21 protein-coding genes and 1 riboswitch are annotated in these 26,214 nt (G+C 36.3%); of the genes, 20 read left to right on the top strand and 1 reads right to left on the bottom strand.

Features of this window, described 5'->3' with window-relative positions; all coding sequences use genetic code 11:
• The first annotated feature begins 17 nt into the window (after positions 1–17).
• From thrA to metF, 15 genes are all read left to right on the top strand, one after another.
• Positions 18–2,432, top strand: coding sequence for a bifunctional aspartate kinase/homoserine dehydrogenase I (gene thrA, locus AC0608_RS02395; RefSeq protein ID WP_478287996.1), 2,415 nt, complete (start codon positions 18–20; stop codon positions 2,430–2,432).
• Positions 2,433–2,485: 53 nt separating this feature from the next.
• A complete protein-coding gene (locus AC0608_RS02390) occupies positions 2,486–2,911 on the top strand; it encodes an OsmC family protein (RefSeq protein WP_417959328.1) in 426 nt (141 codons plus the stop codon).
• Between the two features lie 68 nt (positions 2,912–2,979).
• Positions 2,980–4,152, top strand: a complete 1,173-nt coding sequence (locus AC0608_RS02385) for a trans-sulfuration enzyme family protein (protein WP_478287995.1) — start codon at positions 2,980–2,982, stop codon at positions 4,150–4,152.
• Between the two features lie 180 nt (positions 4,153–4,332).
• The gene (locus tag AC0608_RS02380) at positions 4,333–4,743 is read left to right on the top strand and encodes an RrF2 family transcriptional regulator (protein ID WP_417959330.1); all 411 of its coding nucleotides are present in this window, start codon (positions 4,333–4,335) and stop codon (positions 4,741–4,743) included.
• A 117-nt stretch (positions 4,744–4,860) separates the two neighbouring features.
• On the top strand, positions 4,861–5,763 hold the full coding sequence (locus tag AC0608_RS02375) for a sulfite exporter TauE/SafE family protein (RefSeq protein ID WP_417959331.1): 903 nt from the start codon (positions 4,861–4,863) through the stop codon (positions 5,761–5,763).
• 15 nt (positions 5,764–5,778) lie between these two features.
• Complete coding sequence (locus AC0608_RS02370; RefSeq protein ID WP_417989832.1) at positions 5,779–6,480, top strand: phosphoadenylyl-sulfate reductase; 702 nt, start codon at positions 5,779–5,781, stop codon at positions 6,478–6,480.
• Positions 6,481–6,552: 72 nt separating this feature from the next.
• Positions 6,553–7,452 carry a sulfate adenylyltransferase subunit CysD gene (cysD, locus tag AC0608_RS02365; RefSeq protein ID WP_417959333.1) on the top strand — a complete coding sequence of 300 codons (900 nt, stop codon included), beginning with the start codon at positions 6,553–6,555 and terminating at the stop codon, positions 7,450–7,452.
• Between the two features lie 146 nt (positions 7,453–7,598).
• Complete coding sequence (locus AC0608_RS02360) at positions 7,599–8,843, top strand: sulfate adenylyltransferase subunit 1 (RefSeq protein WP_417959334.1); 1,245 nt, start codon at positions 7,599–7,601, stop codon at positions 8,841–8,843.
• An 88-nt stretch (positions 8,844–8,931) separates the two neighbouring features.
• Positions 8,932–11,022, top strand: coding sequence for a ferredoxin-like domain-containing protein (locus AC0608_RS02355; RefSeq protein WP_417959335.1), 2,091 nt, complete (start codon positions 8,932–8,934; stop codon positions 11,020–11,022).
• The gene (cobA, locus tag AC0608_RS02350; protein ID WP_417959337.1) at positions 11,015–11,800 is read left to right on the top strand and encodes a uroporphyrinogen-III C-methyltransferase; all 786 of its coding nucleotides are present in this window, start codon (positions 11,015–11,017) and stop codon (positions 11,798–11,800) included. The genes AC0608_RS02355 and cobA overlap by 8 nt, the downstream gene beginning before the upstream one ends.
• A gap of 74 nt (positions 11,801–11,874) precedes the next feature.
• Complete coding sequence (locus AC0608_RS02345) at positions 11,875–12,456, top strand: precorrin-2 dehydrogenase/sirohydrochlorin ferrochelatase family protein (protein WP_417959338.1); 582 nt, start codon at positions 11,875–11,877, stop codon at positions 12,454–12,456.
• 90 nt (positions 12,457–12,546) lie between these two features.
• Positions 12,547–13,599: an NAD(P)/FAD-dependent oxidoreductase gene (locus AC0608_RS02340; protein WP_417959340.1), complete on the top strand. Its 1,053-nt coding sequence runs from the start codon at positions 12,547–12,549 to the stop codon at positions 13,597–13,599.
• 92 nt (positions 13,600–13,691) lie between these two features.
• Positions 13,692–13,811: riboswitch (SAM riboswitch) on the top strand.
• 267 nt (positions 13,812–14,078) lie between these two features.
• Entirely contained in the window at positions 14,079–15,080 is a 1,002-nt protein-coding gene (locus tag AC0608_RS02335; protein WP_478287994.1) for a homocysteine S-methyltransferase family protein, read from the top strand.
• Between the two features lie 466 nt (positions 15,081–15,546).
• Entirely contained in the window at positions 15,547–18,225 is a 2,679-nt protein-coding gene (gene metH / locus AC0608_RS02330; protein ID WP_478287993.1) for a methionine synthase, read from the top strand.
• Positions 18,226–18,284: 59 nt separating this feature from the next.
• A complete protein-coding gene (gene metF, locus AC0608_RS02325) occupies positions 18,285–19,241 on the top strand; it encodes a methylenetetrahydrofolate reductase [NAD(P)H] (RefSeq protein ID WP_478287992.1) in 957 nt (318 codons plus the stop codon).
• A 64-nt stretch (positions 19,242–19,305) separates the two neighbouring features.
• Here metF and gldA read toward each other — a convergent pair whose 3' ends face one another.
• Positions 19,306–20,202 (bottom strand): gliding motility-associated ABC transporter ATP-binding subunit GldA, encoded by an 897-nt coding sequence (gldA, locus tag AC0608_RS02320; protein ID WP_478287991.1) that lies wholly within the window; start codon positions 20,200–20,202, stop codon positions 19,306–19,308.
• A gap of 145 nt (positions 20,203–20,347) precedes the next feature.
• Between gldA and AC0608_RS02315 the strand changes: the two genes are divergently transcribed.
• From AC0608_RS02315 to AC0608_RS02295, 5 genes are all read left to right on the top strand, one after another.
• A complete protein-coding gene (locus AC0608_RS02315) occupies positions 20,348–21,601 on the top strand; it encodes a dicarboxylate/amino acid:cation symporter (protein WP_478287990.1) in 1,254 nt (417 codons plus the stop codon).
• A 376-nt stretch (positions 21,602–21,977) separates the two neighbouring features.
• The gene (locus AC0608_RS02310) at positions 21,978–22,805 is read left to right on the top strand and encodes a prephenate dehydratase (protein WP_478287989.1); all 828 of its coding nucleotides are present in this window, start codon (positions 21,978–21,980) and stop codon (positions 22,803–22,805) included.
• Positions 22,806–22,856: 51 nt separating this feature from the next.
• The gene (locus tag AC0608_RS02305) at positions 22,857–24,005 is read left to right on the top strand and encodes a pyridoxal phosphate-dependent aminotransferase (RefSeq protein ID WP_478287988.1); all 1,149 of its coding nucleotides are present in this window, start codon (positions 22,857–22,859) and stop codon (positions 24,003–24,005) included.
• A 140-nt stretch (positions 24,006–24,145) separates the two neighbouring features.
• Positions 24,146–25,003, top strand: coding sequence for a prephenate dehydrogenase (locus tag AC0608_RS02300; RefSeq protein WP_478288502.1), 858 nt, complete (start codon positions 24,146–24,148; stop codon positions 25,001–25,003).
• A 74-nt stretch (positions 25,004–25,077) separates the two neighbouring features.
• Positions 25,078–26,160: a chorismate mutase gene (locus tag AC0608_RS02295; protein ID WP_417959349.1), complete on the top strand. Its 1,083-nt coding sequence runs from the start codon at positions 25,078–25,080 to the stop codon at positions 26,158–26,160.
• Positions 26,161–26,214: the final 54 nt, after the last annotated feature.

Raw genomic sequence — 26,214 nt, 5'->3', positions numbered from 1 at the left:
GCCAAAAAACGAACAGAATGAAAATATTAAAATTTGGAGGGAAATCATTATCGAATGGTGAGGGAATCAATAAAGTAGTTGCTATTATTGTTGATAAAGTGAGTCAAGGAGAGGAAATTGCAATAGTGGTTTCGGCAAGAGGAAACGCTACAGATGAGTTGGACGAAATTTTAAAAATGGCTTCTAAAAACGGTGCTTACAAACCGTTATTTGAAGGATTTAAATCCTACCAACAAGATGAATACCATGCAGTAGACTTGTCGGAGGAATTCAATGTTTTAGAAAAATTATTTGAAGGAGTAAGTTTAATTGGGGATTACAGCAATAAAATTAAAGATCAGATTTTGTCAAAAGGAGAATTGCTTTCTGCAAAATTATTGACAGCTATATTGGTTGAAAAAGGTATAAACGCTCGTTTCGCCGATACACGTGAATTAATAAAAACCGACTCTAAATTTGGCGATGCCCAACCTTTGGAACAAATTTCGAAGAAAAATGTAATCCATTATTTCAAGCAAAATAATGGTACAACAGTAAATATAGTTACTGGTTTTATTGGCTCCAACACTAATAATGATACCACTACTTTAGGAAGAAATGGAAGTAATTATACGGCTTCATTAATTGCTAATTATTTGAATGCAGATGAGCTTCAAAACTACACGCACGTTGACGGAATTTATACTGCCAACCCGGATTTAGTAATTGATGCAAAAAAAATCGATCATTTATCGTTTAATGAAGCGAATGAAATAGCCAATTTTGGTGCAACAATTCTTCATGCCAAAACTATAATTCCGTTGCTGGAAAAAAGCATTCCGCTTCGTATCTTGAATACATTCAACCACGAAAATAAGGGGACATTAATTACATCCAATTCTAATAAAGAAGGGATTAAAACACTTTCGGTGCTTGAAAATGTTTCTTTAGTGAACTTAGAGGGAAGAGGATTGCTTGGAAAAACGGGTGTTGATGCACGAATTTTTAGAGTGATGGGTGACAATAATATCAGCGTAAGTATCATTTCTCAAGGTTCTTCTGAACGAGGAATTGGTTTGGTGGTGGCTGCTGATAAAGCTACTTTAGCCATGATTGAACTGGAAAAAGAGTTTGAAAATGATTTTTATTCGAAAGATGTCAATAAAATTACGGTTACCGATGATGTTTCGGTAATTTCTATCATTGGTCAGGATTTAAGTACGTTTCATAAGCCTTACACGGCGTTGATAAAAAATAAAATTGTTCCCATACTTTTCAATAATACGGTTACGGGTAAGAATGTGAGTTTGGTGGTGAAAAAATCACAACTTCACAAAGCCTTAAACGTAATTCATGGAGAGATTTTTGGAGTTTCCAAGAAAATTAATATTGCCATTTTTGGTCACGGATTAGTGGGTGGAACATTGATTAACCAAATATTGGAATCTGCTGCAGCTATTGAGAAAAGGAAAGACATCAAATTGAATGTTTTTGCAATCGCCAATTCAAGTAATGTACTTCTAAATAAAAATGGAGTAACGCCAAATTGGAAAAATGAAATCCAGAATAACGGCTTTTCATATACCATTAACGATGTGATTGCGTATGCAAATGAGCATCACTTGGAGAATCTAATTGCGATTGATAACACCGCAAGCACTGCATTTGTCGAGAACTACATTTCTTTAGTAGAAAGCAGTTTTGATTTGATTTCATCCAATAAAGTTGCAAATACACTAAGTTATAGTTTTTATAAAAAATTGCGAAAAGTATTGGCAGATAATCAAAAGAGTTATCTTTATGAAACCAATGTTGGAGCGGGATTGCCTTTAATTGATACTATTAAATTACTACACCTTTCAGGAGAGAATATTACGAAAATTAAGGGTGTTTTTTCAGGAACATTGAGTTATTTATTCAATAATTTTTCTGCCAAAGATGCTCCGTTTAGCGAGATTTTAAAGGAAGCTATTGACAATGGGTATACGGAACCCGATCCAAGAGAAGATTTATGTGGAAACGACGTTGGTAGAAAATTATTGATTTTAGCAAGAGAATTAGACTTGCAAAATGAGTTCGAAGAGATTAATATTCAGAATTTAATTCCAGAACATTTGCGCGAAGGTGATGTTTCTGATTTCCTAAATAAACTGACGGAGCTCGACCCAATTTATGCTAAAATAAAGGCCGACCAAAAACCAAACCACGTGTTGCGATACATAGGTGAATTATCGGGTGATTTGCAAAATGATAAAGGTGATCTCGAAGTGAAATTAGTTTCGGTACCTTCGGATACCGCTTTAGGCGGATTGAAAGGTTCTGATTCATTCTTCGAAATTTATACGGAATCGTATGGGGACAGACCCATCGTTATTCAAGGCGCAGGCGCAGGATCAGCCGTGACGGCGAGAGGTGTTTTTGGGGATATTTTGAGATTATCGGATAAAGGGTAATACTTTAAGATTGCAGATTAATGATTTTTGATCTCAGATAAAAAAAATACAAGATGAAAATAACATTAAACAGAGTAAATGACAATTTCCACTTTGAATTAAAAAACGAGCGTGGGCATATAGTAAACGTTGATAGCCGACCTGAATTTGGCGGGAATGACATGGGTGCAAGTCCAATGGAGTTAGTATTGATGGGTGTTGCAGGTTGCAGCGCCATTGATATGATTTCGATTCTAAAAAAACAAAGACAAGAAATCACCTCTTTTAAGGCTGAGGTTGAAGGGGAACGGGTACAAGTAGGAGAAGCAAAACCATTCAAGGAAATTACCGTGGTTTTCTTTTTGGAGGGGCCTATTAATGAAGAAAAAGCAGCCAGAGCAGCGCAGCTTTCTTTCGAAAAATACTGTTCGGTTTCTAAAACATTAGAGCCAACAGCGACGATACACTATAAAGTAGTTTTAAACAATAAACCATTATAGTTTGGATAAAATGATTGGTGAAATATTACTCCAATAACTTTACTCCTTAAACTTTTTAAACAATTAGAATGAACGAACAAGAATTTGGTTTTGAAACCTTAGCCATCCGCACCCAATTAGAAAGAACGCAATATTTAGAGCATTCTGTGCCTTTGTACTTAACGTCCAGTTTTGTATTTGAAGATGCCGAAGACATGCGTGCTTCTTTTGCTGAGGAAAAAGACAGAAATATTTACAGCCGTTACAGCAACCCAAACACGAATGAATTTGTAGACAAAGTCTGTAAAATGGAAGGTGCTGTAGCTGGTTTTGCTTTTGCTTCAGGAATGGCAGCAGTGTATTCAACCATGGCAGCTTTATTGAAATCGGGTGATCATATAGTTTCTTCCAGTAGTGTTTTTGGAGCGACACATTCTTTATTCATCAATTATTTTCCAAAATGGAATATTGAAACCTCCTATTTTGATATCAATAAGTCAGAAACGATTGAAAGTTTTATTACTCCAAATACAAAGATTCTTTTTGCTGAATCACCTACCAATCCGGCTGTTGATATTATCGATTTAGAACTGTTAGGAACGATTGCTAAAAAACACAATCTGATTTTGGTAATTGATAACTGTTTTGCTACACCTTATCTGCAACAACCGATAAAGTGGGGTGCGCATTTAGTGGTGCATTCCGCTACAAAATTAATGGACGGTCAAGGAAGAGTGTTGGGAGGAATAACTGTTGGTGATGCTGAATTGATTCAGAAAATCTATTTGTTTTCTCGACTTACTGGCCCTTCTTTATCCCCATTTAATGCTTGGGTATTATCAAAAAGTTTAGAAACGTTGGCGATTCGTTTAGACAGACATTGTGAAAATGCCATGAAAGTGGCTGAATTTCTGGAAAGCCATGCGCAGGTTAATAAAGTGAAATATCCTTTCTTGAAATCGCATCCGCAATATGAAATTGCCAAAAAACAAATGCTTTTAGGTGGAAACATTGTTGCTTTTGAAATAAAAGGCGGTCTTGAAGCCGGAAGAAATTTTTTGGATAAATTAAAACTATGCTCTTTATCACCAAATTTAGGCGATACGAGAACCATTGTAACACATCCTGCATCAACAACACACAGTAAATTATCTGTAGAGGAACGTTTAGCGGTAAGTATTACCGATGGTTTAGTGCGTGTTTCTGTTGGATTGGAAACCGTGAAGGATGTAATTGCTGATTTGGAACAAGCGCTTTCATAAAGATTTTTGAATGTAGATAGACGATTTTAAATTGCAGATTTCTCATCCAACAACAATCGTTAATCTACATTCACCATTCTTCATTCAAAAAGTATATTTTTGTTGTTGTAAAAAGGATATGTTTTTTTGATTTGAAACCATAAAAAATCAGAAATCATTTATCTCAATCAAAAATCAACTATGCTTTCAAAGAAAACTAAATACGGAATAAAAGCATTGACTTTTTTGGCACGCCAGAAAGATCAAACACCGATACAAATTGCTGAAATAGCAAGAAGCGAGACTATTTCGATTAAGTTTTTAGAAAGTATTTTACTACTGTTACGCCATTCTGGTTTTTTAGGAGCCAAAAAAGGAAAAGGCGGAGGCTATTATTTGATAAAAGATCCTAAGGAAATAAATATGGCCCATGTGTATCGCACTCTAGAGGGACCTATTGCATTACTTCCTTGTGCCAGCCATAATTTTTATGAGCCTTGTGCAGACTGTGCTGATGAAACTACTTGCGCCGTTCGGAAATTAATGACCGAAGTGCGAGACAATACCCTGATGATATTGGAAAATAATACCCTAGCGGATATTGCATTTTAACAAACATTTTTTTAAATAAGTTTTGTAGTTAAGCAAAAAGTGGTATTTTTGCATATTAATCTAGCTTTCCTATAGGGTAATAGATAATTATTAATACAAGTTGATTTTCCATAGAATATGAATAAAGAAGCAGTAGAACATAGGGTCTCCTTAAAACCTGAAATTACATTTAAAGAACGTTTGTGGGTTATTATTCCGGTTGCCTTATTAATTGGATTAATTGCTACATTGGTTTACAATCATCACGCTGAATTTTCATGGAATAGTTTGATTGCTGGGTTGAATCAAGAATTTTTAATCTTTTTCTGCATTGGGATTTTTGCACAGCTGGTAGATGGGACTTTAGGAATGGGCTACGGAGCTACTTCAACTTCTTTTTTATTAGCATATGGAATTCCACCAGCCATCAGTAGTACAGGTGTTCATGTTGCCGAAATGTTTACAACCGGTGCTTCTGCGATTTCGCATCATCGATTTGGAAATATCAATAAAAAATTAGTAAAACATTTGTTGATACCAGGAGTTTTGGGTTCGATTACTGGAGCTTATTTGCTATCAGATGTAATTGATGGAGATGCAATAAAGCCTTTTATTGCGGTGTATATGATTGCTTTGGCGGTTATAATTATCAGAAAGGCAATGCAAAAAAACATTATTAAAAAGAAAACAAAGCGATTGAATATTCTGGCTTCTTTTGGAGGATTCATGGATTCTGTTGGAGGTGGAGGATGGGGGCCAATTGTTACTTCTACATTATTAGGACGCGGTAGAAATCCTAGATACACAATTGGTTCTGTGAATGCAGCTGAATTTGCGGTTTCTTTTGCTAGTGGTATTACATTTATGATTTTTGGAGGAATCCAAGGATGGCAGGTTATTATAGGTTTAATTTTAGGAGGTGTGATTGCCGCGCCAATCGCCGCTTTATTAGTCAATAAAATTAAAAGGAAACCCATGATGATTTTGGTAGGTATTTTAATTATTATTTTGAGTTTAAGAACCTTGTCAAAATTGTTGTAAAAGAAAAACAGAATTATGAGCACAGATACAGTAAAAGCTTTATTGCATAAAACCAAAGATTTTTCCATAGAGGAAACGCTTCGTTTTTTAGCCAATGAATATAAGGATAGCGTAGTTTTTTCTACCTCTTTTGGTCAGGAAGATCAGGTGATTACGGCTTTAATTGGTCTAAATGATTTGCCAATTACCATTTTTACTTTAGATACAGGAAGATTATTTCAGGAAACGTATGATGTTTTTCATAAAACTTTAAGAAAATATAAAATAGACATTAAGACCTATTTCCCAGAAACAAATGCGGTGCAAGAGTTGTTAAATCAAAAAGGTCCAAACAGCTTCTATGAATCGGTAGAGAATAGAAAAGAGTGTTGTTTTATTCGAAAAGTGGCGCCGTTGACCAAAGCATTGAAAGGGAATGACATCTGGATTACTGGTTTACGTGCGGAACAATCTGAAAACAGAAATGCCTTAGATCTTTTTGAATACGATGAAAAGTTCGACATTATAAAATTCAATCCATTGTTAAAATGGACTTTGATAGAAGTAGAAGCCTATTTAGAAAAAAACAATGTGCCACAAAATGTACTACACAAACAAGGGTTTGTAAGTATAGGATGTGCTCCATGTACCAGAGCAATTACTGCAGATGAAGACATACGAGCAGGCAGATGGTGGTGGGAATCCAGTCATAAAGAATGTGGTTTACACCAAAAGTAATTGTGAATATAAATTATAAAGGATTGTTGAATCTTTAATTTTTTCGATCCTTTAAATCTTTAAATTAAAATAATGAGTACCATATTAAAAACAAACGCTTTAGAAAGCGAAGCGATATACATATTTAGAGAAGTAATTTCTCAATTTGACAAACCGGTTTTGCTTTTCTCTGGTGGAAAAGATTCGATTACATTGGTGCGTTTAGCACAGAAAGCTTTTTTTCCTGCTAAAATTCCTTTCCCATTGTTGCACGTAGATACAGGTCATAATTTTCCAGAAACTATTGCTTTCAGAGATAAATTGGTTGCAGAATTAGGATTGGAATTAATTGTTCGTAATGTGCAAGATGCTATTGACGAAGGGAAAGTTGTAGAAGAATCGGGTAAATATTCCAGCAGAAACAGTTTGCAAACGACAACATTATTGGATGCAATCGAAGAGTTTAAATTTGATGCTTGTATCGGTGGTGCGCGTCGTGATGAAGAAAAAGCAAGAGCGAAGGAACGTATTTTCTCTGTTCGTGATGATTTTGGCCAATGGGATGAAAAAAACCAACGTCCGGAATTGTTTGATATTTTAAACGGAAAAATTGAAAATGGTCAAAACGTTCGTGTTTTCCCAATTTCGAACTGGACGGAACTGGATGTATGGAGTTATATCGAACAAGAGCAAATAGAAATTCCATCGATTTACTTTTCACACAAACGAAAAGTATTCTTGAGAGATGGTATGATTTGGTCGCATTCTCCATTTGTATACCAAGAAGAAGATGAGCAAATTGAAGAAAGAATTGTTCGTTTTAGAACCGTTGGAGATATGAGTTGTACTGCTGCTGTTGATTCGTATGCAGCAACGATTCAAGAAGTAGTAGGCGAAATTAGATCTTCGACTATTTCTGAAAGAGGAGCCAGAATTGATGACAAACGTTCTGAAGCCGCGATGGAAAAAAGAAAACAACAAGGGTACTTTTAGGAAACAATTATGAATTATAAATTATGAATTGTTCCGAGACATTTAAAATTTAAAATTCAACATTTAAAATAAAAAATCAAATTTAGAAGTTTACATAAGGTGTTTTGAAAACCTTAAACTTTTAGACTTCAAATAAAAAATAAGGAATGGAAGTTTTAAAAATAGCAACAGCAGGAAGTGTAGATGACGGAAAAAGTACCTTAATCGGGAGATTATTGTACGATACAAAATCCTTGACTACAGATAAGATTGAAGCAATAGAAAAAAGCAGCAAGCAAAAAGGATACGATTATTTAGATTTTTCATTGGCTACTGATGGTTTAGTTGCTGAGAGGGAACAAGGGATCACGATTGATGTGGCGCATATTTATTTTTCGACAGCCAAGAAGAGCTACATCATTGCCGACACTCCGGGTCACGTAGAATATACACGAAACATGGTTACCGGAGCTTCAACTTCACAAGTTTCAATCATTTTGATTGATGCCCGTAAAGGAGTTATTGAGCAAACGTACCGTCACTTTTTTATCAATAATCTATTGAGAGTAAAAGACGTTATTGTTGCGGTAAACAAAATGGATTTAGTTGATTACTCAGAAGAAGTATACAACAAAATCAAAGCAGACTTTCAGGCATTAAATGCAAAAAGCGCTTTCAAAGAACAAAATGTAAGTTACATTCCGCTAAGTGCAATCAATGGTGGTAATGTTGCCGATAAATCGGAGAATATGCCTTGGTACACTGGACAGACGGTTTTGGAACATTTGGAAGCATTGGAACCAAATGATATCTACGAAAACGGAATCGCACGTTTTCCTGTTCAAACAGTAATTAGACCAAAAACGGAAGAGTATCATGACTTTAGAGGATATGCCGGAAAATTATACGGAAACACTATCAAAGTTGGGGATGCTGTAACGGTGCTTCCTTCTTTAACAGAATCTACAGTAACAAATATTCATTTTTTTGACAAACAATTTGATGAAGCGACAGCAGGATCTTCTATTACTTTGGAACTGGAAAATGATATCAATGTAACCAGAGGGGATATGATTGTAAAATCGAATGAACTTCCTAAAATTGAAAAAGACATCACAACAACTGTTTGTTGGATGGACAGTAAAAAATTGGTCCCAGGTGCAAAATATTATGTACAGCACAATAGCAATAGAGTTTTGGCGAAAATTGAAGGGGTAAAAAATGTAATCGCAACCGATTATTCAGGAACAACTCCAGCGACTCAATTAGCTATAAACGAAATTGGAGAAGTAACTATCAAATTGAGCAAAGCCATTTATTTTGATGCTTACACGGATAATAAATCTAACGGAGCCTTCATCTTAATAGATGCTGCAACCAATACAACAGCAGGAGTTGGTTTTATAAAATAATTTTTAGCTTATGCTAAAAAATTAAATAAGTTAAAAGATATAGATTAACAGCTAAAAGCCCAAAGCCAATAGCTAAAAGCTAAAAAAGATGCAAAGTTTTAGAACCGAAATAGAAGATCCGATTGTCCAAAAAGAGATTATCGATTTAGAGAAAAAAATTCATTCCTTCCGAAGTGGACAAATTGACGATGAGCGTTTTCGCAGTCTTCGTTTGGCACGTGGTATTTACGGTCAACGTCAAGAAGGCGTGCAAATGATTCGCATTAAATTACCTTACGGAAAAGTGACTAGCGAGCAATTGAAGCGTATTACCGAAGTATCCGATAAATATTCTACGGGACGTTTGCACATTACAACCCGTCAGGATATTCAAATTCACTATGTGAGTTTAGACAGAACGCCTGAACTTTGGTCTGAATTAGCCAAAGATGATATCACTTTGAGAGAAGCGTGTGGAAACACCGTGCGTAATATTACTGGAAGCGAATTAGCGGGAGTAGATGTTGACGAACCTTTTGACGTGTCGCCTTATGCGCATGGTTTGTTTCAATATTTATTGCGTAACCCAATTTGTCAAGAAATGGGGCGTAAATTCAAAATCTCCTTTTCCTCGTCTGATAAAGATACCGCTTTGAGTTATTTGCATGATTTAGGATTTATTCCAAAGATTGTAAATGGTGAAAAAGGGTTCAAAATAATGTTTGCCGGAGGTTTAGGTTCTCAACCAAGTCACGCTGAATTGCTTTCAGAATTTGTACCGGTGAACCAAATTATCCCAACTGCCGAAGGTATAATTAGGGTTTTTGACCGTTACGGAGAAAGAGCAAAACGTTTGAAAGCACGTATGAAATTCTTAATCAAAGACTTAGGGCGTGAAGAGTTTTTGCGTTTGGTTGACGAAGAGAAAAAAGCCTTGCCTTTTCATACTTACGAGATAGACACTACTGCATTTGAAGGAGCAATTACAGAACCATTGTTGGCAGTGCCATCAGTAACAATTGAGGATGTTGAAGCTTTTGAAGCTTGGAAAAAATCAAATGTGATTCTACAAAAACAAGCAGGATATGTAGCTATTGGTATTAAAGTACTTTTAGGAGATTTTTATACAGATAAAGCAAGATTATTGGCTGATTTGATTAAAAATTATGGTGCTAATGAATTGCGTTTTTCATTACGACAAAACATCGTTTTACGTAATATTAAAGAAGAAAATCTAGCGTTCTTTTACCAAGAATTAGCCAAATTAGATTTTGTTGCTTTAGGATATGATACTATCGGAGATATCACGGCTTGTCCGGGAACGGATACGTGTAATTTAGGTATTGCAAGTAGTACTGGTATCGCGGATGAATTAGAAAGAGTATTAAAAACTGAATACCCACAATACAGCAACAACCAACAAATCGCCATTAAAATTAGCGGTTGTATGAATGCTTGTGGACAACACAATATGTCCGAAATTGGTTTCCAAGGAATGTCAATTAATGCAGGAAAACTAGTTGCTCCAGCACTTCAGGTATTATTGGGCGGAGGAAATCTAGGAAATGGAAACGGAAGATTTTCTGATAAAGTAATCAAAATTCCAAGTAGAAGAGGACCTGATGCGTTGCGTTTTATCTTAAATGACTTTGATGCGAATGGAAACGGACAATCATTCTTGAATTATTACGATGCAAAAGGAGAAAAATATTTCTACGAGTTTTTGAAACCATTAGCGGATATAACAAACCTTACCGAGGCTGATTTTGTTGATTGGGGAAATGCTGATAACTACGTAAAAGCAGTTGGAGTAGGAGAATGTGCAGGTGTAGTTATTGATTTAGTGGCTACTTTAATATTAGAAGCCAAAGATAAAATGACTTTTGCACAGGAAGCTTTCGAAGATAAAAAATGGTCGGACGCGATTTATTTAGCCTACGCCGGTTTTGTAAACGGTGCCAAAGCAATATTATTGGCTGAAAACGAAAAAACAAATCACCATGCTGGAATTATCGATTTGTTTGATACTGTTTTTATCGATAGCAAAAAAATAGAATTGGACTCAAGCTTTAAAGATTTGGTTTATCAAATTAAAGATAATGAGCCTTCTGCCGAATTTGCACAAAAATACATTCAACAAGGCGTTGCGTTTTTTGATACAATAGAGAAATATAGAGCCAAAGATTTAGCTGATGCATAATACAATTCAACCCAAAGTAACTTTAGTAGGCGCTGGTCCTGGCGATCCAGATTTGCTTACTCTGAAAGGAGTAAAGGCGCTGGCAGAAGCGAATGTGGTTTTGTATGATGCACTAGCCAATGATGAAATAATGATTCATGCACCCAAAGATGCTATAAAAATATTTGTAGGGAAACGAAAAGGCTGCCATGAATATACGCAAGACCAAATCAATCAGTTGATTGTAGACAATGCGCTTACCTATGGAAATGTCGTTCGATTGAAAGGTGGCGATCCCTTTATTTTTGGACGTGGAAGTGAAGAAATTGAATTCGCAGAAAGTTTTGGAATCCCTACATTTGTAGTACCCGGAATCTCATCTTCGATTGCAGTTCCAGCTTATCAAGGAATTTCTTTGACAAAAAGAGGAGTGTCCGAAAGTTTTTGGGTTATTACAGGTACTACTTCTAATAGGAATTTGTCAGATGACGTAGCGCTTGCAGCACAATCATCAGCAACAGTTGTAATTTTGATGGGAATGAGTAAACTATCACAGATTGTGTCTTTATTTCAAAAGGAATCCAAAGGAGAAACGGCTGTTGCAATTATTCAAAACGGAACCACTGTAAATGAGAAAATTGGAGTTGGAACTATAAATAATATTCAAGCAGTTGTTGCCGAGAACAATTTGAGTTCACCAGCGATAATAGTTATTGGAGAAGTAGTAAAAGAAAGTAATAAGTTGAAAGGGTTTTACGAGGAGTTCGTAGGAAGCAAATCGTATAAAAATAAAGTATAAATTATTACAATCTTTGTTGACTCATCTCAAGAGAATTAAGAGGTTTCTGCAGTAGAGAGGAAAATAACATAATAATGGAAAGAAATGAATTGTATCCTGTTTTTTTAAAACTACACAACCTGAATGTGTTGATTGTAGGTGGAGGAAATGTGGGTTTAGAAAAGTTATCTTTCATGTTGAAATCGAGTCCAAATGCAAATGTTGAGGTGGTGGCGCCAAGGTTTTTACCGGAACTAGAAACGCTAGTACAAAAACATCCTTCGGTAAAATTGACCTATAAAAAGTTTAATCGCTGGATGCTTCGCAAACGCCACATGGTAATTGCCTGCACCGATGATTTGAAAGTAAATAAAAGGGTATTCGACTTGTGTCGAAAAAGACACTTAATTTGCAATATTGCCGATACGCCAGATTTATGCGATTATTATTTGGGCGGAATTGTAACCAAAGGAAATGTGAAAATCGCCATTTCAACTAACGGAAAATCGCCAACAACAGCCAAAAGATTACGGGAGCTTTTTGAAGAAATCATTCCAGACGATATCAATAAAATGGTCGAAAACCTAAATGAATATCGCAAAACACTCAAGGGGAATTTCGAGGAAAAAGTGCAGAAAATGAATGAAATAACCGAGTCGTTAAAAAATAAAGAATAAAAGCATTGCAAAGGAACGAATGATATTTATCATTTAAAGCAGTAAAAAGCAATCGTTACTTTGTATTAAATAATTACATAAAGAAAAAAAATGATTAAGACAGACATACTTATAATAGGAGCCGGACCAACTGGTTTATTTGCCGTTTTTGAAGCAGGATTGTTAAAACTAAAATGTCATATTTTAGATGCCTTGCCTCAAGCAGGTGGACAACTATCTGAATTGTATCCAAAAAAACCAATTTATGATATTCCAGGTTTTCCGGAAGTATTAGCGGGTGATTTAGTGGATAATTTAATGGAACAAATCAAACAATTTGAGCCTGGTTTTACGCTGGGTGAACGTGCAGAAACCATTGAAAAACAAGAAGACGGAAGTTTTATTGTGACTTCGAATAAAGGAAAAAAATTCCATGCTTCGGTTGTAGCAATTGCTGGTGGGTTAGGAAGTTTTGAACCTAGAAAGCCATTAATTGAAGACATCGAATTTTACGAAGATAAAGGAATCAAGTATTTCATTAAAAATCCGGAAAAATTCAGAGACAAAAGAGTCGTAATTGCTGGAGGTGGTGATTCCGCATTAGACTGGAGTATTTTCTTATCTAATATTGCTTCCGAAGTGACTCTAATTCACAGAAGAAATGAATTTAGAGGTGCTTTAGATTCTGTAGAAAAAGTGCAGGAATTAAAAAATTCAGGAAAAATAAAAATGATCACGCCAGCAGAAGTAGTTGGTTTAAATGGAGCCGAACATTTAGAATCAATTGATATTGAAGAAAATGGAGCCCACAGAACCATTCCTACAGATTATTTTATTCCGCTTTTTGGATTAACGCCAAAATTAGGCCCTATCGGAGACTGGGGATTAGACATTGAAAAAAATGCTATTAAAGTTAACAATGCCTTAGATTATCAAACGAACATTCCGGGAATTTTTGCCATTGGTGACGTAAATACCTATCCAGGGAAATTAAAATTGATTCTTTGTGGTTTTCACGAAGCAACATTAATGTGTCAGGCAGCCTACCAAATCATTAATCCAGGTAAGAAATATGTATTAAAATATACTACAGTTTCTGGCGTGGACGGATTTGACGGAACTCGTAAAGAGGCTCCAAAAGCTGTAGTCAAAGCCATTGTTTAACAACTTACTAGAAACTAGTTAAAAAATATAGCGCTAATACTTGCAAGTATTAGCGCTTTGTCTTTACTTTGCAGTGTTCCTATATTTATTGACAGTTATCACGAAAGGCGGAGGGAATGACCCAATGAAACCTTAGCAACCCTTTATCTTTAAAGAAGGTGCTACATTCTACTTTATACAGAACCAGTTTCAGTATCTAAGATAGATAACACACGAATACTCACTTAGTATTTCTCAAAACTTTTCTTGACAACATATCGATATTTAGCCTACTGAATTAATTTGAGTATCAGAAGCAAACAATTGGTGTTTTTTTTGCCAATATTGTTCCCGCTTTCCGCTATATCTTTTTTCTGAACACCAGAAAAAAAGGATGCCGCTGCACTCGGGGCTAAAAAGCTAATATAGTGAGCTTTTGGAGTTAGTAATCAAAAGTATAAATCCCGATATGTATCGCGATTTACAAGAAATAAAAAGTTATGTCAAGCATTCAAGAAGCTATCAAAAAAAACATACTCATACTCGATGGAGCTATGGGAACCATGCTACAACGGTACAATTTCTCGGAAGAAGATTTTCGAGGGGAACGTTTCAAAGATTTTCCACATTCTTTAAAGGGAAACAATGATTTGTTGTCACTCACGCAGCCGCAAGCGATACGTGCTGTTCACGCCGCTTATTTTGAAGCAGGAGCGGATATTGTTGAAACCAATACGTTCTCTGGGACCACCATCGGAATGGCGGATTACCATCTCGAAGATATTGTTTACGAACTCAACTTCGAATCGGCACGAATAGCCCGTGAAGTAGCCGATGAGTTTACAGCCAAAAATCCAGAGAAACCTCGATTTGTAGCAGGCTCAATTGGACCAACAAACAGGACGGCGAGCATGTCACCCGATGTAAATGATCCAGGTTACCGAGCCGTAACTTTCGATGATTTGCGCATTGCGTACAAACAACAAGTAGAAGCGTTAATTGACGGAGGAAGTGATTTGCTTTTAGTAGAAACTATTTTCGATACGTTAAATGCCAAAGCAGCACTTTTCGCTATTGAAGAAGTTAAGGACGAACGCAATATTGATATTCCTATCATGGTTTCCGGTACCATTACGGATGCGTCAGGAAGAACACTTTCAGGTCAAACCGTAGAAGCTTTTTTGGTTTCAGTTTCACATATTCCATTGTTGAGTGTAGGTTTCAATTGTGCTTTAGGAGCCGATTTATTAAAACCATATTTGCAGACCTTATCACAAAACACTTCTTTTAATGTTTCAGCACATCCTAATGCAGGATTACCAAACGCATTTGGAGAGTATGACGAAACGCCAGAACAGATGCAAGCCTTTATCAAAGAATATTTAGACGATAATTTAGTAAATATCATAGGCGGTTGTTGCGGAACAACCCCAGAACACATCAAATTGATCGCTGATATCGCTAAGGAGTATAAACCCAGAGTTTCTACAGCGACGATGTAAAACGTAGAGACGCGATTTATCGTGTCTAACATAATACTAGTTTAGTTATCGGCTAGCGCGAGCGTCTCGCTCGTGCCCACAAACAAAGGCAAGATAAAAAAGTTTGACAATAGAATTATAATTTAGAATGGGCACGAGCGGAACGCTCGCGCTAGCGAAAAAAGCACAAAAGTTGCGTAGGAACGAACTATTTGTAGCAATGGAATTGATCCGTTGTATATAAATAGTGTTGAATTGAACAGTGTCCGCGTGAGGGATAGCAGTGAAAAGCCCACAGACTAATTCCGTCCCGATAGCTATCGGGACGGAATTAGTCGAGGACTTGCAACGAATAGCCCGACCCTTGGGTCACGCCCAAAATAAAAAGAAACAAAACGAACTACACGTTTTTAAAAAAGGTAGAAATAAATAAAAAAAGCTAGACTTACACGGTTTTTGAAACGGTGCAAGGATTAAATAAAACAAAATGGCACACGCAGAAAAGAGAAGAAACCTAGTATTATCGGGATTAGAACCTTTAATCATTACGCCACAAAGCGTTTTTGTAAATATTGGGGAACGAACCAATGTTACCGGTTCTAGAAAATTCCTTCGATTAATCAAGGAAGAAAAATATGAAGAAGCATTGAGCATTGCCAAAGAGCAAGTGGAAGGTGGCGCGCAAATCATCGATATTAATATGGATGAAGGAATGCTCGATGGCGAATATGCCATGACAAAATTCCTGAATTTAATCGCTGCCGAACCTGATATTTCTAGAGTTCCAATCATGATTGATAGCTCGAAATGGGATATCATCGAAGCGGGGCTAAAAGTGGTGCAGGGAAAAAGTGTGGTAAACTCGATTTCTTTAAAAGAAGGCGAGGAACAATTTATTCATCATGCTAAGTTGATTAAGCGCTATGGTGCTGCGGCAATTATTATGGCATTTGATGAAACGGGACAAGCTGATAATTACGAACGCCGCGTAGAAATTTGCCAACGTTCGTATGATATTTTGGTAAATCAAGTTGGTTTTCCTCCGCAGGATATTATTTTCGATTTGAATATATTTCCAGTAGCAACAGGAATGGAAGAACACCGCGATAACGCATTGGATTTCTTTAGAGGTACGAAATGGGTTAGAGAAAATCTTCCGCATGCACATATTAGTGGAGGAGTAAGTAATGTTTCGTTTTCGTTTAGAGGAAATGACACGGTTCGGGAAGCGATGCACTCGGTTTTCTTGTACCACGCTATTCAAAACGGAATGACGATGGGAATCGTGAATCCTGAAATGCTTTCTATTTACGATGAAATTCCAAAAGATCTTTTGGAACGTGTTGAAGATGTAATTCTAAACAGACGTGATGATGCCACTGAAAGATTGTTGGACTTTGCCGAGAATGTAAAAGGCGATGTAAAGAGTACTGAAAAAGCGGTTCAAGAATGGCGTTCAGGTACAATCCAGGAACGATTGACACATTCGTTAGTAAAAGGAGTCGATGAATTTATAGAACTAGATGTGGAAGAAGCCCGATTGGCAGCTACCAAACCGATCGAAGTTATCGAAATCAACTTGATGACGGGAATGAATGTCGTTGGGGATTTATTTGGTTCGGGTAAAATGTTTTTGCCACAAGTGGTAAAATCAGCACGCGTAATGAAAAAAGCAGTAGCGTATTTGCTGCCTTTCATTGAAGCTGAAAAAGATGGAGTTTCGAGTTTTGCAGGTCGTATCTTGATGGCGACTGTAAAAGGAGATGTGCATGATATTGGAAAAAATATTGTTTCGGTTGTTTTGGCTTGTAACAATTATGAAATCATAGATTTAGGGGTGATGGTTGCACCGGAGAAAATCATTGCAGCAGCAATTGAGCACAATGTTGACATTATTGGATTAAGCGGATTAATTACGCCATCACTAGACGAAATGGTATATCTCGCCAAGGAATTAGACAAGCGAAACATAAAAATCCCCGTAATGATTGGTGGAGCAACCACTTCACGAGCGCATACTGCTGTGAAAATTGCACCGCAATATAGAGAAACGGTTATTCACGTAAATGATGCTTCGAGAGCCGTAACGGTTGCCGGAAATTTATTGAACAAAGATAGAAAGCTATATGCAAGCGACATCAGAGCTGATTATGATGCTTTTAGAGAGACGTTTTTGAATCGTTCGCGAGACAAAAACTTCTTGACTATTGAGCAAGCTCGTGTCAACAAACTAAAATTAGATTGGGACACTTACACCCCAATGAAGCCTAATTTTATTGGAGTAAAAACAATTGAAGTCGACTTGGATGTTTTGGTTCCGTATATTGACTGGACGCCGTTTTTCAGAACATGGGAATTGTTTGGAAAATACCCAGCTATTTTAACGGATACTGTTGTTGGTGAACAAGCAACTTCCGTTTTTGCTGATGCCAATGAAATGTTGGACGTTATTTTAAAAGAAAAGAAACTGACTGCGAAAGGGATCTATGGAATTTTCCCAGCAAATCAGGTGAATGATGATGATATCGAGTTGCGTGATGAAAACGGAAAAGTGTTAGAGAAATTCTTGACATTACGTCAACAATCACAGAAAACGAAAGGTGCTCCGAACATTGCCTTATCTGATTTTATTGCTCCGAAAGACAGCGGTAAAACCGATTATATGGGTGCATTTTGTGTGACTACCGGTTTTGGTGTAGATGAATGGGCGGCTGAATTCGAAAGAGATTTAGACGATTACAATTCGATAATGGTAAAAGCATTGGCGGATCGTTTTGCTGAAGCTTTTGCGGAATATTTACACGAAAAAATCCGTAAAGAAATTTGGGGGTATTCATCAGATGAAGCTTTGAGTACAGAGGCAATGATTGCCGAAGATTACAAAGGAATTCGTCCAGCTCCAGGGTATCCAGCTTGTCCAGACCATTTAGAAAAACCAACGATTTGGAAATTACTAAATGTTGCAGACGAAATTGGTGTGACCTTGACCGAAAGTATGGCAATGTGGCCCGCTTCATCCGTTTCTGGGTATTATTTTGGAAATCCCGAAAGCAGGTATTTTGGACTTGGAAAAATAAAAGAAGACCAAGTTATTGATTACGCCAAACGAAGAAGCATACCAACAGAACTAGCTATGAAATGGTTGAACCCGAATGTAGCAGATTAAAAACACAGTCATAAAGTCAAAAGGACGTGACTTTCGACATTCAAACTTTAAGATTTAAGATGAAAGTAACACAGCATATAGAAGCCGCCAAAGGAGAAACTTTATTCTCCTTTGAAATTATTCCGCCCCAAAAAGGCAAAAGCATTCAGGAATTATACGACAATATTGATCCATTAATGGAATTTAAACCACCATTTATAGACGTAACAACTTCTCGGGAAGAGTATATTTATGTTGATAAAGGCAATGGTTTACTTGATAAAAAATTGACCAGAATGCGTCCTGGAACACTAGGTATTTGTGCTTCCATAAAACATAAATACACGGTAGATACAGTTCCTCATGTTCTTTGCGGTGGTTTTACCAAAGAAGAAACAGAATATTTATTGGTGGATTGTCATTATTTGGGAATTGATAATGTGATGGCCTTGCGTGGAGATGCGATGAAAGATGAGCAATATTTTATTCCGAAACAAGGAGGTAATGATTTTGCCGTTGATTTAGTCAAACAAATCAACCAATTGAATTGTGGAAAATATTTGCACGATGTAATGGATGTTGACAACAAAGCTAATTTTTGCATTGGAGTTGCTGGGTATCCAGAAAAACATTTGGAGTCTCCTTCCTTAATTTCAGATTTAAAAAGGCTGAAAGAAAAAGTAGAGGCAGGTGCTGATTATGTAGTGACCCAAATGTTTTTTGACAATGCAAAATACTTCGAGTTTGTTTCCAAAGCCAGAGAAATGGGGATTACGGTTCCTATTATTCCGGGAATCAAACCTATTGCAGTGCAAAGGCACTTACAAGTATTACCACAAATTTTTAGAATTGATTTGCCGGAAGATTTAATTCATGCGGTAGATCAATGCAAAAATAATGCGGATATCAGACAAGTAGGAATCGAATGGGCTATCCAACAATCTTTAGAATTGAAAGCAGCCGGAGTTCCAGTATTACACTATTATTCTATGGGAAAATCAGAAAATATTCGACAAATAGCGAGTAAGGTTTTTTAATTTTACGGTATTAGCTTAAAAAGCTGGTTTAAACTCAGTTTAAACCAGCTTTTTTATAAATAATTTACTTTGTAATCTCTCTAAAAACAGCCTCTAAATTTTTATTCTTCTGGTTTATTTGCAGCGTTTTCAAACCGTTTGCATTCGCAAAATCAAAAACAGCTGGGCGCATGTCTTTGTCAGCTTTAAAAGTTAATTCCCAAATCATGTCGTGCGTATTTTTATAAGAAACAAGATTTTCAATTTTGGCAATTAATTGTTCTTCTATTTTATAATCAAATTCTACTTCGATAACTTGTTCTTTATCGTCTGAAATTAAGTGATCCAATTTTTTATCGGTAACAATTTTGCCATTATTGATGATAATCACACGATCACAAATCGCTTCGACTTCCTGCATGATGTGTGTGGAGAGGAAAACAGTTTTATCTTTCCCTACGGTTTTAATCACATTCCGAATTTCCATTAATTGATTCGGGTCTAAACCAGTGGTTGGTTCATCGAGAATCAAAACATCGGGATTGTGCAATAACGCATTGGCAAGGCCTACACGTTGCCGATATCCTTTAGATAATTGTCCTATTTTTTTATGACTTTCGGTACTTAAACCGGTCAGTTGAATTACTTCTTCAATACGGGATTTAGCTACTTTATAGATATCGGCACTAAAAGCCAAATATTCCCTCACATACAAATCCAAATACAACGGATTGTGTTCCGGTAAATAGCCAATAGAAAGCTGAACCGCTTTTTGTTGGGTGTTTACATCATTTCCATTTACTAGTGCAATGCCTGCATCGGCAGTGATGAAGGTTGTCAATATTTTCATCAAAGTCGATTTCCCAGCTCCATTTGGACCCAAAAAACCAACAATTTCTCCTTTATTAATGGAAAATGAAATGTTATCTAGTGCTTTTTGGGCACCATAACTTTTGGATATGTTATTAACTTCTATTGACATGGAATATATTTTGTTGCAAAAGTAAACAGAAAAAGTATTGATTTATTGTTTTTATAAAGCAATATATAAAAGGCCTTCATCAAAGTTGACTAAGCAAGAGGATATTCTCTTTTAGATTTATATATTTACCTTAAACTATGTAAATATGAATTTAAAAAATATACAGTCGGGTAGTTTCTGGAAAAACTACCAAAGTATTTTATTGCTGCTTGGCGGAATTCTGGCAGGAAGTATATTGGGTTTGGTTTTTGGAAAAGGAGTAGAAGTGATTAAGCCTTTGGGCGATATATTTCTAAATTTACTCTTTACGGCGATCATTCCTTTGATATTTTTTACCATTGCATCCTCAATTGCCAATTTAGAAAAAACAGAAAAACTCGGAAAATTATTTGGAATTGTGATGGGCGTTTTTCTAAGCACGGTATTGATTTCAGCTATTTTGATGATTATCGGTGTTTTGCTTTTTCCTATTCACCAGGATATAATTAGTTCTAAACTGCCTATAGAAGCTGTAGAGGTAAGTTCAGCGGGTTCTCAAATCACACAGTTGCTTACTGCTAATGATTTCTTTGAATTGCTATCACGTAAAAATATGTTAGCACTCATTATATTTTCGTTTTTAATAGGATTTGCCAGTTTGAATTCCGGTGAAAAAGGGAAAGATTTCAGTAGGTTCTTGAATTCAGGAAACGAAGTGATGAAACAATTGTTACATATGATTATGAAAACAGCGCCAATAGGACTGGGTGCTTATTTTGCGTATCAGGTTGGGATTTTTGGACCACAATTATTTGGTGCTTATGCAAAGCCTTTGGGGCTTTATTATGCGGTTTGTGCTTTTTATTTCGTAGTATTTTTTAGTCTATATGCTTTTATGGCTGGAGGAAGAAAAGGATTCCGTATTTTTTGGAAAAATAATATAACCCCATCATTGACCGCATTGGGAACTTGCAGCAGTATTGCGACAATTCCGGCTAATCTGGAGGGAGCGGAACGAATGAATATTCCGATTCATATCAGTAATGTAGTTATTCCATTAGGCGCGCCTCTGCATAAAGATGGGTCGAGTATGTCATCTATTATAAAAATTGCAGTTATTTTTGCGATGTTTGGCAAAGATTTCAACGATCCAAATACGTTGCTGATGGCACTAGGAATAACAGTAATTGTTTCGGTTGTAGAAGGCGGAATTCCAAACGGGGGATATATAGGAGAAATCTTGGCAATAACGGTGTATGGATTTCCTATGGAGCAAGCTTTACCGGCTGCGATGATTGTGGGAACCCTAGTAGATCCTATGGCAACGTTGCTGAATGCCAATGGAGATTTGGTTTCGGCGATGCTGGTTACCCGAATTGCAGAAGGGAAAAAATGGCTTTCGAAAAAAATAATCGTTTGATTTTAAAGATAAAAGCAGAGGAGGAATAGTTACTCTCCTTAAATCGTCAAATCCGGACTGCTTAAAAAAGAATTTAATCGCCTTTTTTTAAACATTATATAATTAATAACCAGTTTTTTAGTGAATCCTTTTTTTGTTGTACAAAAGCAACTTTTTTCTTGGGATAGCTAGAAATTATGTATACATTCGCAGAGTAATGAATACAAAAAAGCAACAGTATGTTGAATAACCGATTTTATTTTAGCAACTCTTATTATTTCTTCTGGAAAGTGGAAAGGGATTGTTGTATGGTTATTTGATTATAAAATTAAATTGATACTATAAATATACAATCCCGATGAAAATCGGGATTTTTTTTTGCTTAAAAGTTTGTAAAATGAATGAAATAATTGGAATACAGGGGATAGCGGGTTCTTTTCACCATCAGGTTGCTCAAGAATATTTCAATCAGGCGGTTGTTGTTGACGAGTGTTTGTCTTTTGAAGAATTAGTAGACAATTTGCTGTCAGGTAAATCCGATCAGGCGGTTATGGCAATAGAAAATTCTATTGCGGGTCCAATTATACCAAATTACGCTTTGATTGATAAAAATAATTTGCACATCATAGGAGAACATTATTTAAGAATTCACCAAAATTTGATGGCATTAAAGGGTCAGAAAATAGAGGATATTCAAGAAGTGCATTCCCATCCAATGGCTATTTTGCAATGTATGGAATTCCTTAAAAAATATCCGAATATAAAATTAGTCGAAGACAAAGATACTGCCGAAACGGCGCGTAGAATTCAGGAAAAGCAGTTGAAAGGAATTGCTGCAATTGCCAGTAGAACGGCTTCCGAAATGTATGATTTAGAAATTTTGGCTCCGGAAATTCAAACGATTAAGAACAACATGACTCGTTTTGTGATAATAAAAAATGAGAATTCATTTGTTCCAGAAAACGAAATTAACAGGGCTTCCATTAAATTCGAATTGGATCACAAGCGCGGTAGTTTGGCCGCAGTACTCAATGTAATGAGTGATTGCAAATTGAATTTAACGAAAATTCAATCGTTACCAAAAATAGAAACACCTTGGAAATATTCTTTTTTTGTGGATGTTACTTTTGATAGATACGAGGATTATGCCAAAGCAAAATCACTATTGTTAATCATGGCAGAGTACTTCAAAATATTAGGTGAATATAAAAACACAAAACTATAAAGCGTTAAAGAAGAAACTCGGATAGCGACAAGGTCATAAAAAAATAAAATCATGATTACTACAGCAAAACGCCTGGATATAATTGAAGAATACTATTTCTCCTCAAAGCTGAGGGAAGTGAGGCAACTGGCTTCCGAAGGGAAACCAATTATCAATATGGGAATTGGAAGTCCGGATTTGCAACCATCACAAGCGGTTGTTGACGCAGTGGTTCTGGCAATGCAAGATGATAATGCGCATCAATATCAGAGTTATCAAGGATTGCCGGAATTGCGTAAAGGCATGGCTGATTTTTATCAAAATAACTTTCAAGTAGCATTAAATCCAGCTAACGAAATTTTGCCTTTGATGGGTTCCAAAGAAGGAATTATGCATATTTCACTGGCTTTCCTGAATGAAGGCGATCAGGTGCTGATTCCCAATCCAGGGTATCCAACGTATACTTCGGTGACGAATTTAGTGGGAGCAGTCCCCGTTTATTATGATTTAAAAGAAGTAAATAATTGGGAACCGGATTTTGAAGCATTGGAAAAACTGGATTTGTCGAAAGTGAAAATCATGTGGTTGGGTTATCCGCACATGCCAACAGGAGCAAGAGGCAGTTTGCAGTTGTTTGAAAAATTGGTGGCTTTTGCCAAAAAGCACCAGCTATTATTAGTCAACGACAATCCGTATAGCTTTGTTTTGAACGATAATTCGATAAGCTTATTACAAGTGGAAGGCGCAAAAGAAGTGGGTTTAGAATTGAATTCTTTGAGTAAGACCTTTAACATGGCAGGCTGGAGAGTTGGAATGGTTTTAGGAAATGCAGCTTGTATAGATGCTGTGCTAAAAGTAAAAAGCAATATGGATAGCGGGATGTTCTACGGGATTCAAAAAGGAGCAATTGAAGCTTTGAAAAGTGACAAGGTTTGGTTTGAATCGATGAATGCGATTTATAGAAAACGCAGAATCCTTACTGAGCAACTGGCGGAGAAATTAGGCTGTAAAGTATATAAGGAAGGAGTTGGATTATTTGTTTGGGCAAAATTGCCGGACGGAATCACATCGGCTGAGAAATTCATAGATGAAATTTTATATGAAAAATCTATTTTTATTACGCCGGGAACCATTTTTGGAAGTAATGGTGAAGGATACATACGATTTGCCCTGTGTGTAAAGGAAGAAAAAGTACAAGAAGCAATTGATAGATTTGCGTAATGTAGAACTAATAGATTCGTTTAAAGAAAATTTTAAAAAACGAGATGCCCTAGCCCTGATGGCAGAGAAAATCCTTTTCCTTTTTTTATAAAAGGAAAAGATTGAAACGAATAGCAGGATTAGCTACTAAAAAACAAGAAATGAAAGTATTTGTAATAGGAATAGGATTGATAGGCGGTTCGATGGTATTGGACATTAGAACGCTGCATCCGGATGCCAAAATTTATGGAATTGACACTAACGAAGGTCATTTGGCGGAAGCCGTAGCTTTAGGAGTTGTTGATGGCGGTGCTACATTTGAAGATTTAGTTGATGCAGACTTTGTAATCGTTTCGGTTCCTGTTGATGTAGCATTGACTGTTTTGCCAAAAGTTTTGGATGTAATAGGAGAAAATACAATTGTTTTTGAGGTGGGTTCTACTAAGACTCCTATTTGCGAAGCGGTTGTCAATCATCCTAAGAGAAGAAATTTCATAGCAACACATCCTATTGCAGGAACGGAGTTTTCAGGACCTTCGGCAGCGGTAAAAGGATTGTTTCAAGGGAAGACGAATATTATTTGTGAAGTAGAGAAAACGACTTTCAAATTACAGGAAAAGGCGTTGGAGCTTTTTACCGCAATGGGAATGAGAATCCGTTATATGGATCCGAAATCACATGACAAACACATTGCTTACGTATCGCATTTGTCCCATATTAGTGCCTTTATGCTTGGAAAAACGGTAATTAATAAAGAGAAAGACGAACAGGATATTTTTGACATGGCGGGTTCTGGTTTTGAAAGTACGGTTCGTTTGGCCAAAAGTTCCCCGGCAATGTGGACGCCTATTTTTAAACAAAACAGAAAACAGGTTGTGAAAACATTGGAGGAGTATATTTTGAATTTATCAAAATTTAAGGAATTATTAGAGAAGGAAGATTACGATGCGATTTACAATGAAATGCAAAGTGTCAATAAAATTAGGGAAATATTAAACGGAATGAATGTAAAAAAGTAAGCCGTTTTTAGTAGATAGTCTCACAAAACAGTTTCAAAAAGAACAACACATAATAAAAAATAAATTTAGAAAAGATGGAAAACAAGAAAGAAATGAGAAATTGGTTGAATGAATTCAATTTGACTCATCCCTTTGTGATCGCAGGACCTTGTAGTGCTGAAACAGAAGAGCAAGTATTGAAAATTGCACATGAATTGAAAGATTCAGACGTGAGTGTTTTTAGAGCAGGAATTTGGAAACCTAGAACGCGTCCCGGAGGATTTGAAGGAGTAGGAGAGATCGGATTGAAATGGTTAAAAAAAGCCAAAGAACAAACCGGATTGCTAATGGGAACAGAAGTGGCAAACGCAGCTCACGTTAAATTAGCTTTAGAATATGATATTGATGTGTTGTGGATTGGTGCGAGAACAACAGTAAACCCTTTTGCAGTGCAAGAAATTGCAGATGCTTTGGCAGGGACTAAGAAAATCGTATTGGTGAAAAACCCAGTAAATCCAGATTTGTCGTTATGGCTAGGCGGTGTGGAGCGACTGTACAATGCTGGAATCGAAAAATTAGGGGTAATTCATAGAGGTTTTTCTACGTATGAAAAAACAAAATACAGAAACATCCCAGAATGGCAGATTGCTATCGAATTACAAAATAAATTTCCTGATTTACCTTTGATAATTGACCCTTCACATATTACAGGAGATCGTAAAATGATTCTGGAAGTGACTCAGGAGGCATTAGATTTGAATTATGACGGTATGATTATCGAAACACATACGGATCCCGATAATGCTTGGAGTGATGCTGCTCAGCAAGTCACACCAGATGCGTTGAAACAAATCTTCATTGACTTAAAAGTAAGAAAGCTAGATGATGTTTCTGATGAGTTTACACTTAAAATGAAAAAATTAAGAGCTAATATTGATGTTCTGGATGCCACTTTATTAGATTTGTTAGGGAAAAGAATGAAAGTTGCAGATGAAATTGGCCAAGTAAAAAAAGCTGCTAACGTTGCTGTATTGCAAAATAATCGTTGGAATGAAATCCTTGGAAAAATGATATTAGAAGGGGAGAAAAAAGGATTAACTGAGGAGTTTGTGTTAAGAATGTTCAAAGCCATCCACCAGGAAAGTATTGGTCACCAAGAAAAAGTATTGAATGCTTAAGTAACCAAGTAAATAATTATTTATTTATTAAAACCTACAACTTGATTGTAGGTT

It is taken from the genome of Flavobacterium sp. GNP008, from assembly GCF_056428965.1.
The sequence above is the reverse complement of the archived record's forward strand: the minus strand, read 5'-3'. Positions and strand labels throughout refer to the sequence as shown.

Bases quoted from the DNA above. Each gene is read 5' to 3' on its own strand.
- AC0608_RS02375 (WP_417959331.1), top strand. From the start codon at position 4,861: ATGAATAAAGAAGCAGTAGAACATAGGGTCTCCTTAAAACCTGAAATT.
- AC0608_RS02390 (WP_417959328.1), top strand. From the start codon at position 2,486: ATGAAAATAACATTAAACAGAGTAAATGACAATTTCCACTTTGAATTA.
- AC0608_RS02310 (WP_478287989.1), top strand. From the start codon at position 21,978: ATGAATGAAATAATTGGAATACAGGGGATAGCGGGTTCTTTTCACCAT.
- AC0608_RS02370 (WP_417989832.1), top strand. From the start codon at position 5,779: ATGAGCACAGATACAGTAAAAGCTTTATTGCATAAAACCAAAGATTTT.
- AC0608_RS02305 (WP_478287988.1), top strand. From the start codon at position 22,857: ATGATTACTACAGCAAAACGCCTGGATATAATTGAAGAATACTATTTC.
- AC0608_RS02315 (WP_478287990.1), top strand. From the start codon at position 20,348: ATGAATTTAAAAAATATACAGTCGGGTAGTTTCTGGAAAAACTACCAA.
- AC0608_RS02360 (WP_417959334.1), top strand. From the start codon at position 7,599: ATGGAAGTTTTAAAAATAGCAACAGCAGGAAGTGTAGATGACGGAAAA.
- AC0608_RS02295 (WP_417959349.1), top strand. From the start codon at position 25,078: ATGGAAAACAAGAAAGAAATGAGAAATTGGTTGAATGAATTCAATTTG.
- metH (WP_478287993.1), top strand. From the start codon at position 15,547: ATGGCACACGCAGAAAAGAGAAGAAACCTAGTATTATCGGGATTAGAA.
- AC0608_RS02335 (WP_478287994.1), top strand. From the start codon at position 14,079: ATGTCAAGCATTCAAGAAGCTATCAAAAAAAACATACTCATACTCGAT.
- AC0608_RS02300 (WP_478288502.1), top strand. From the start codon at position 24,146: ATGAAAGTATTTGTAATAGGAATAGGATTGATAGGCGGTTCGATGGTA.
- AC0608_RS02340 (WP_417959340.1), top strand. From the start codon at position 12,547: ATGATTAAGACAGACATACTTATAATAGGAGCCGGACCAACTGGTTTA.
- cobA (WP_417959337.1), top strand. From the start codon at position 11,015: ATGCATAATACAATTCAACCCAAAGTAACTTTAGTAGGCGCTGGTCCT.
- cysD (WP_417959333.1), top strand. From the start codon at position 6,553: ATGAGTACCATATTAAAAACAAACGCTTTAGAAAGCGAAGCGATATAC.
- AC0608_RS02380 (WP_417959330.1), top strand. From the start codon at position 4,333: ATGCTTTCAAAGAAAACTAAATACGGAATAAAAGCATTGACTTTTTTG.
- metF (WP_478287992.1), top strand. From the start codon at position 18,285: ATGAAAGTAACACAGCATATAGAAGCCGCCAAAGGAGAAACTTTATTC.
- gldA (WP_478287991.1), bottom strand. From the start codon at position 20,202: ATGTCAATAGAAGTTAATAACATATCCAAAAGTTATGGTGCCCAAAAA.
- AC0608_RS02345 (WP_417959338.1), top strand. From the start codon at position 11,875: ATGGAAAGAAATGAATTGTATCCTGTTTTTTTAAAACTACACAACCTG.
- AC0608_RS02355 (WP_417959335.1), top strand. From the start codon at position 8,932: ATGCAAAGTTTTAGAACCGAAATAGAAGATCCGATTGTCCAAAAAGAG.
- AC0608_RS02385 (WP_478287995.1), top strand. From the start codon at position 2,980: ATGAACGAACAAGAATTTGGTTTTGAAACCTTAGCCATCCGCACCCAA.
- thrA (WP_478287996.1), top strand. From the start codon at position 18: ATGAAAATATTAAAATTTGGAGGGAAATCATTATCGAATGGTGAGGGA.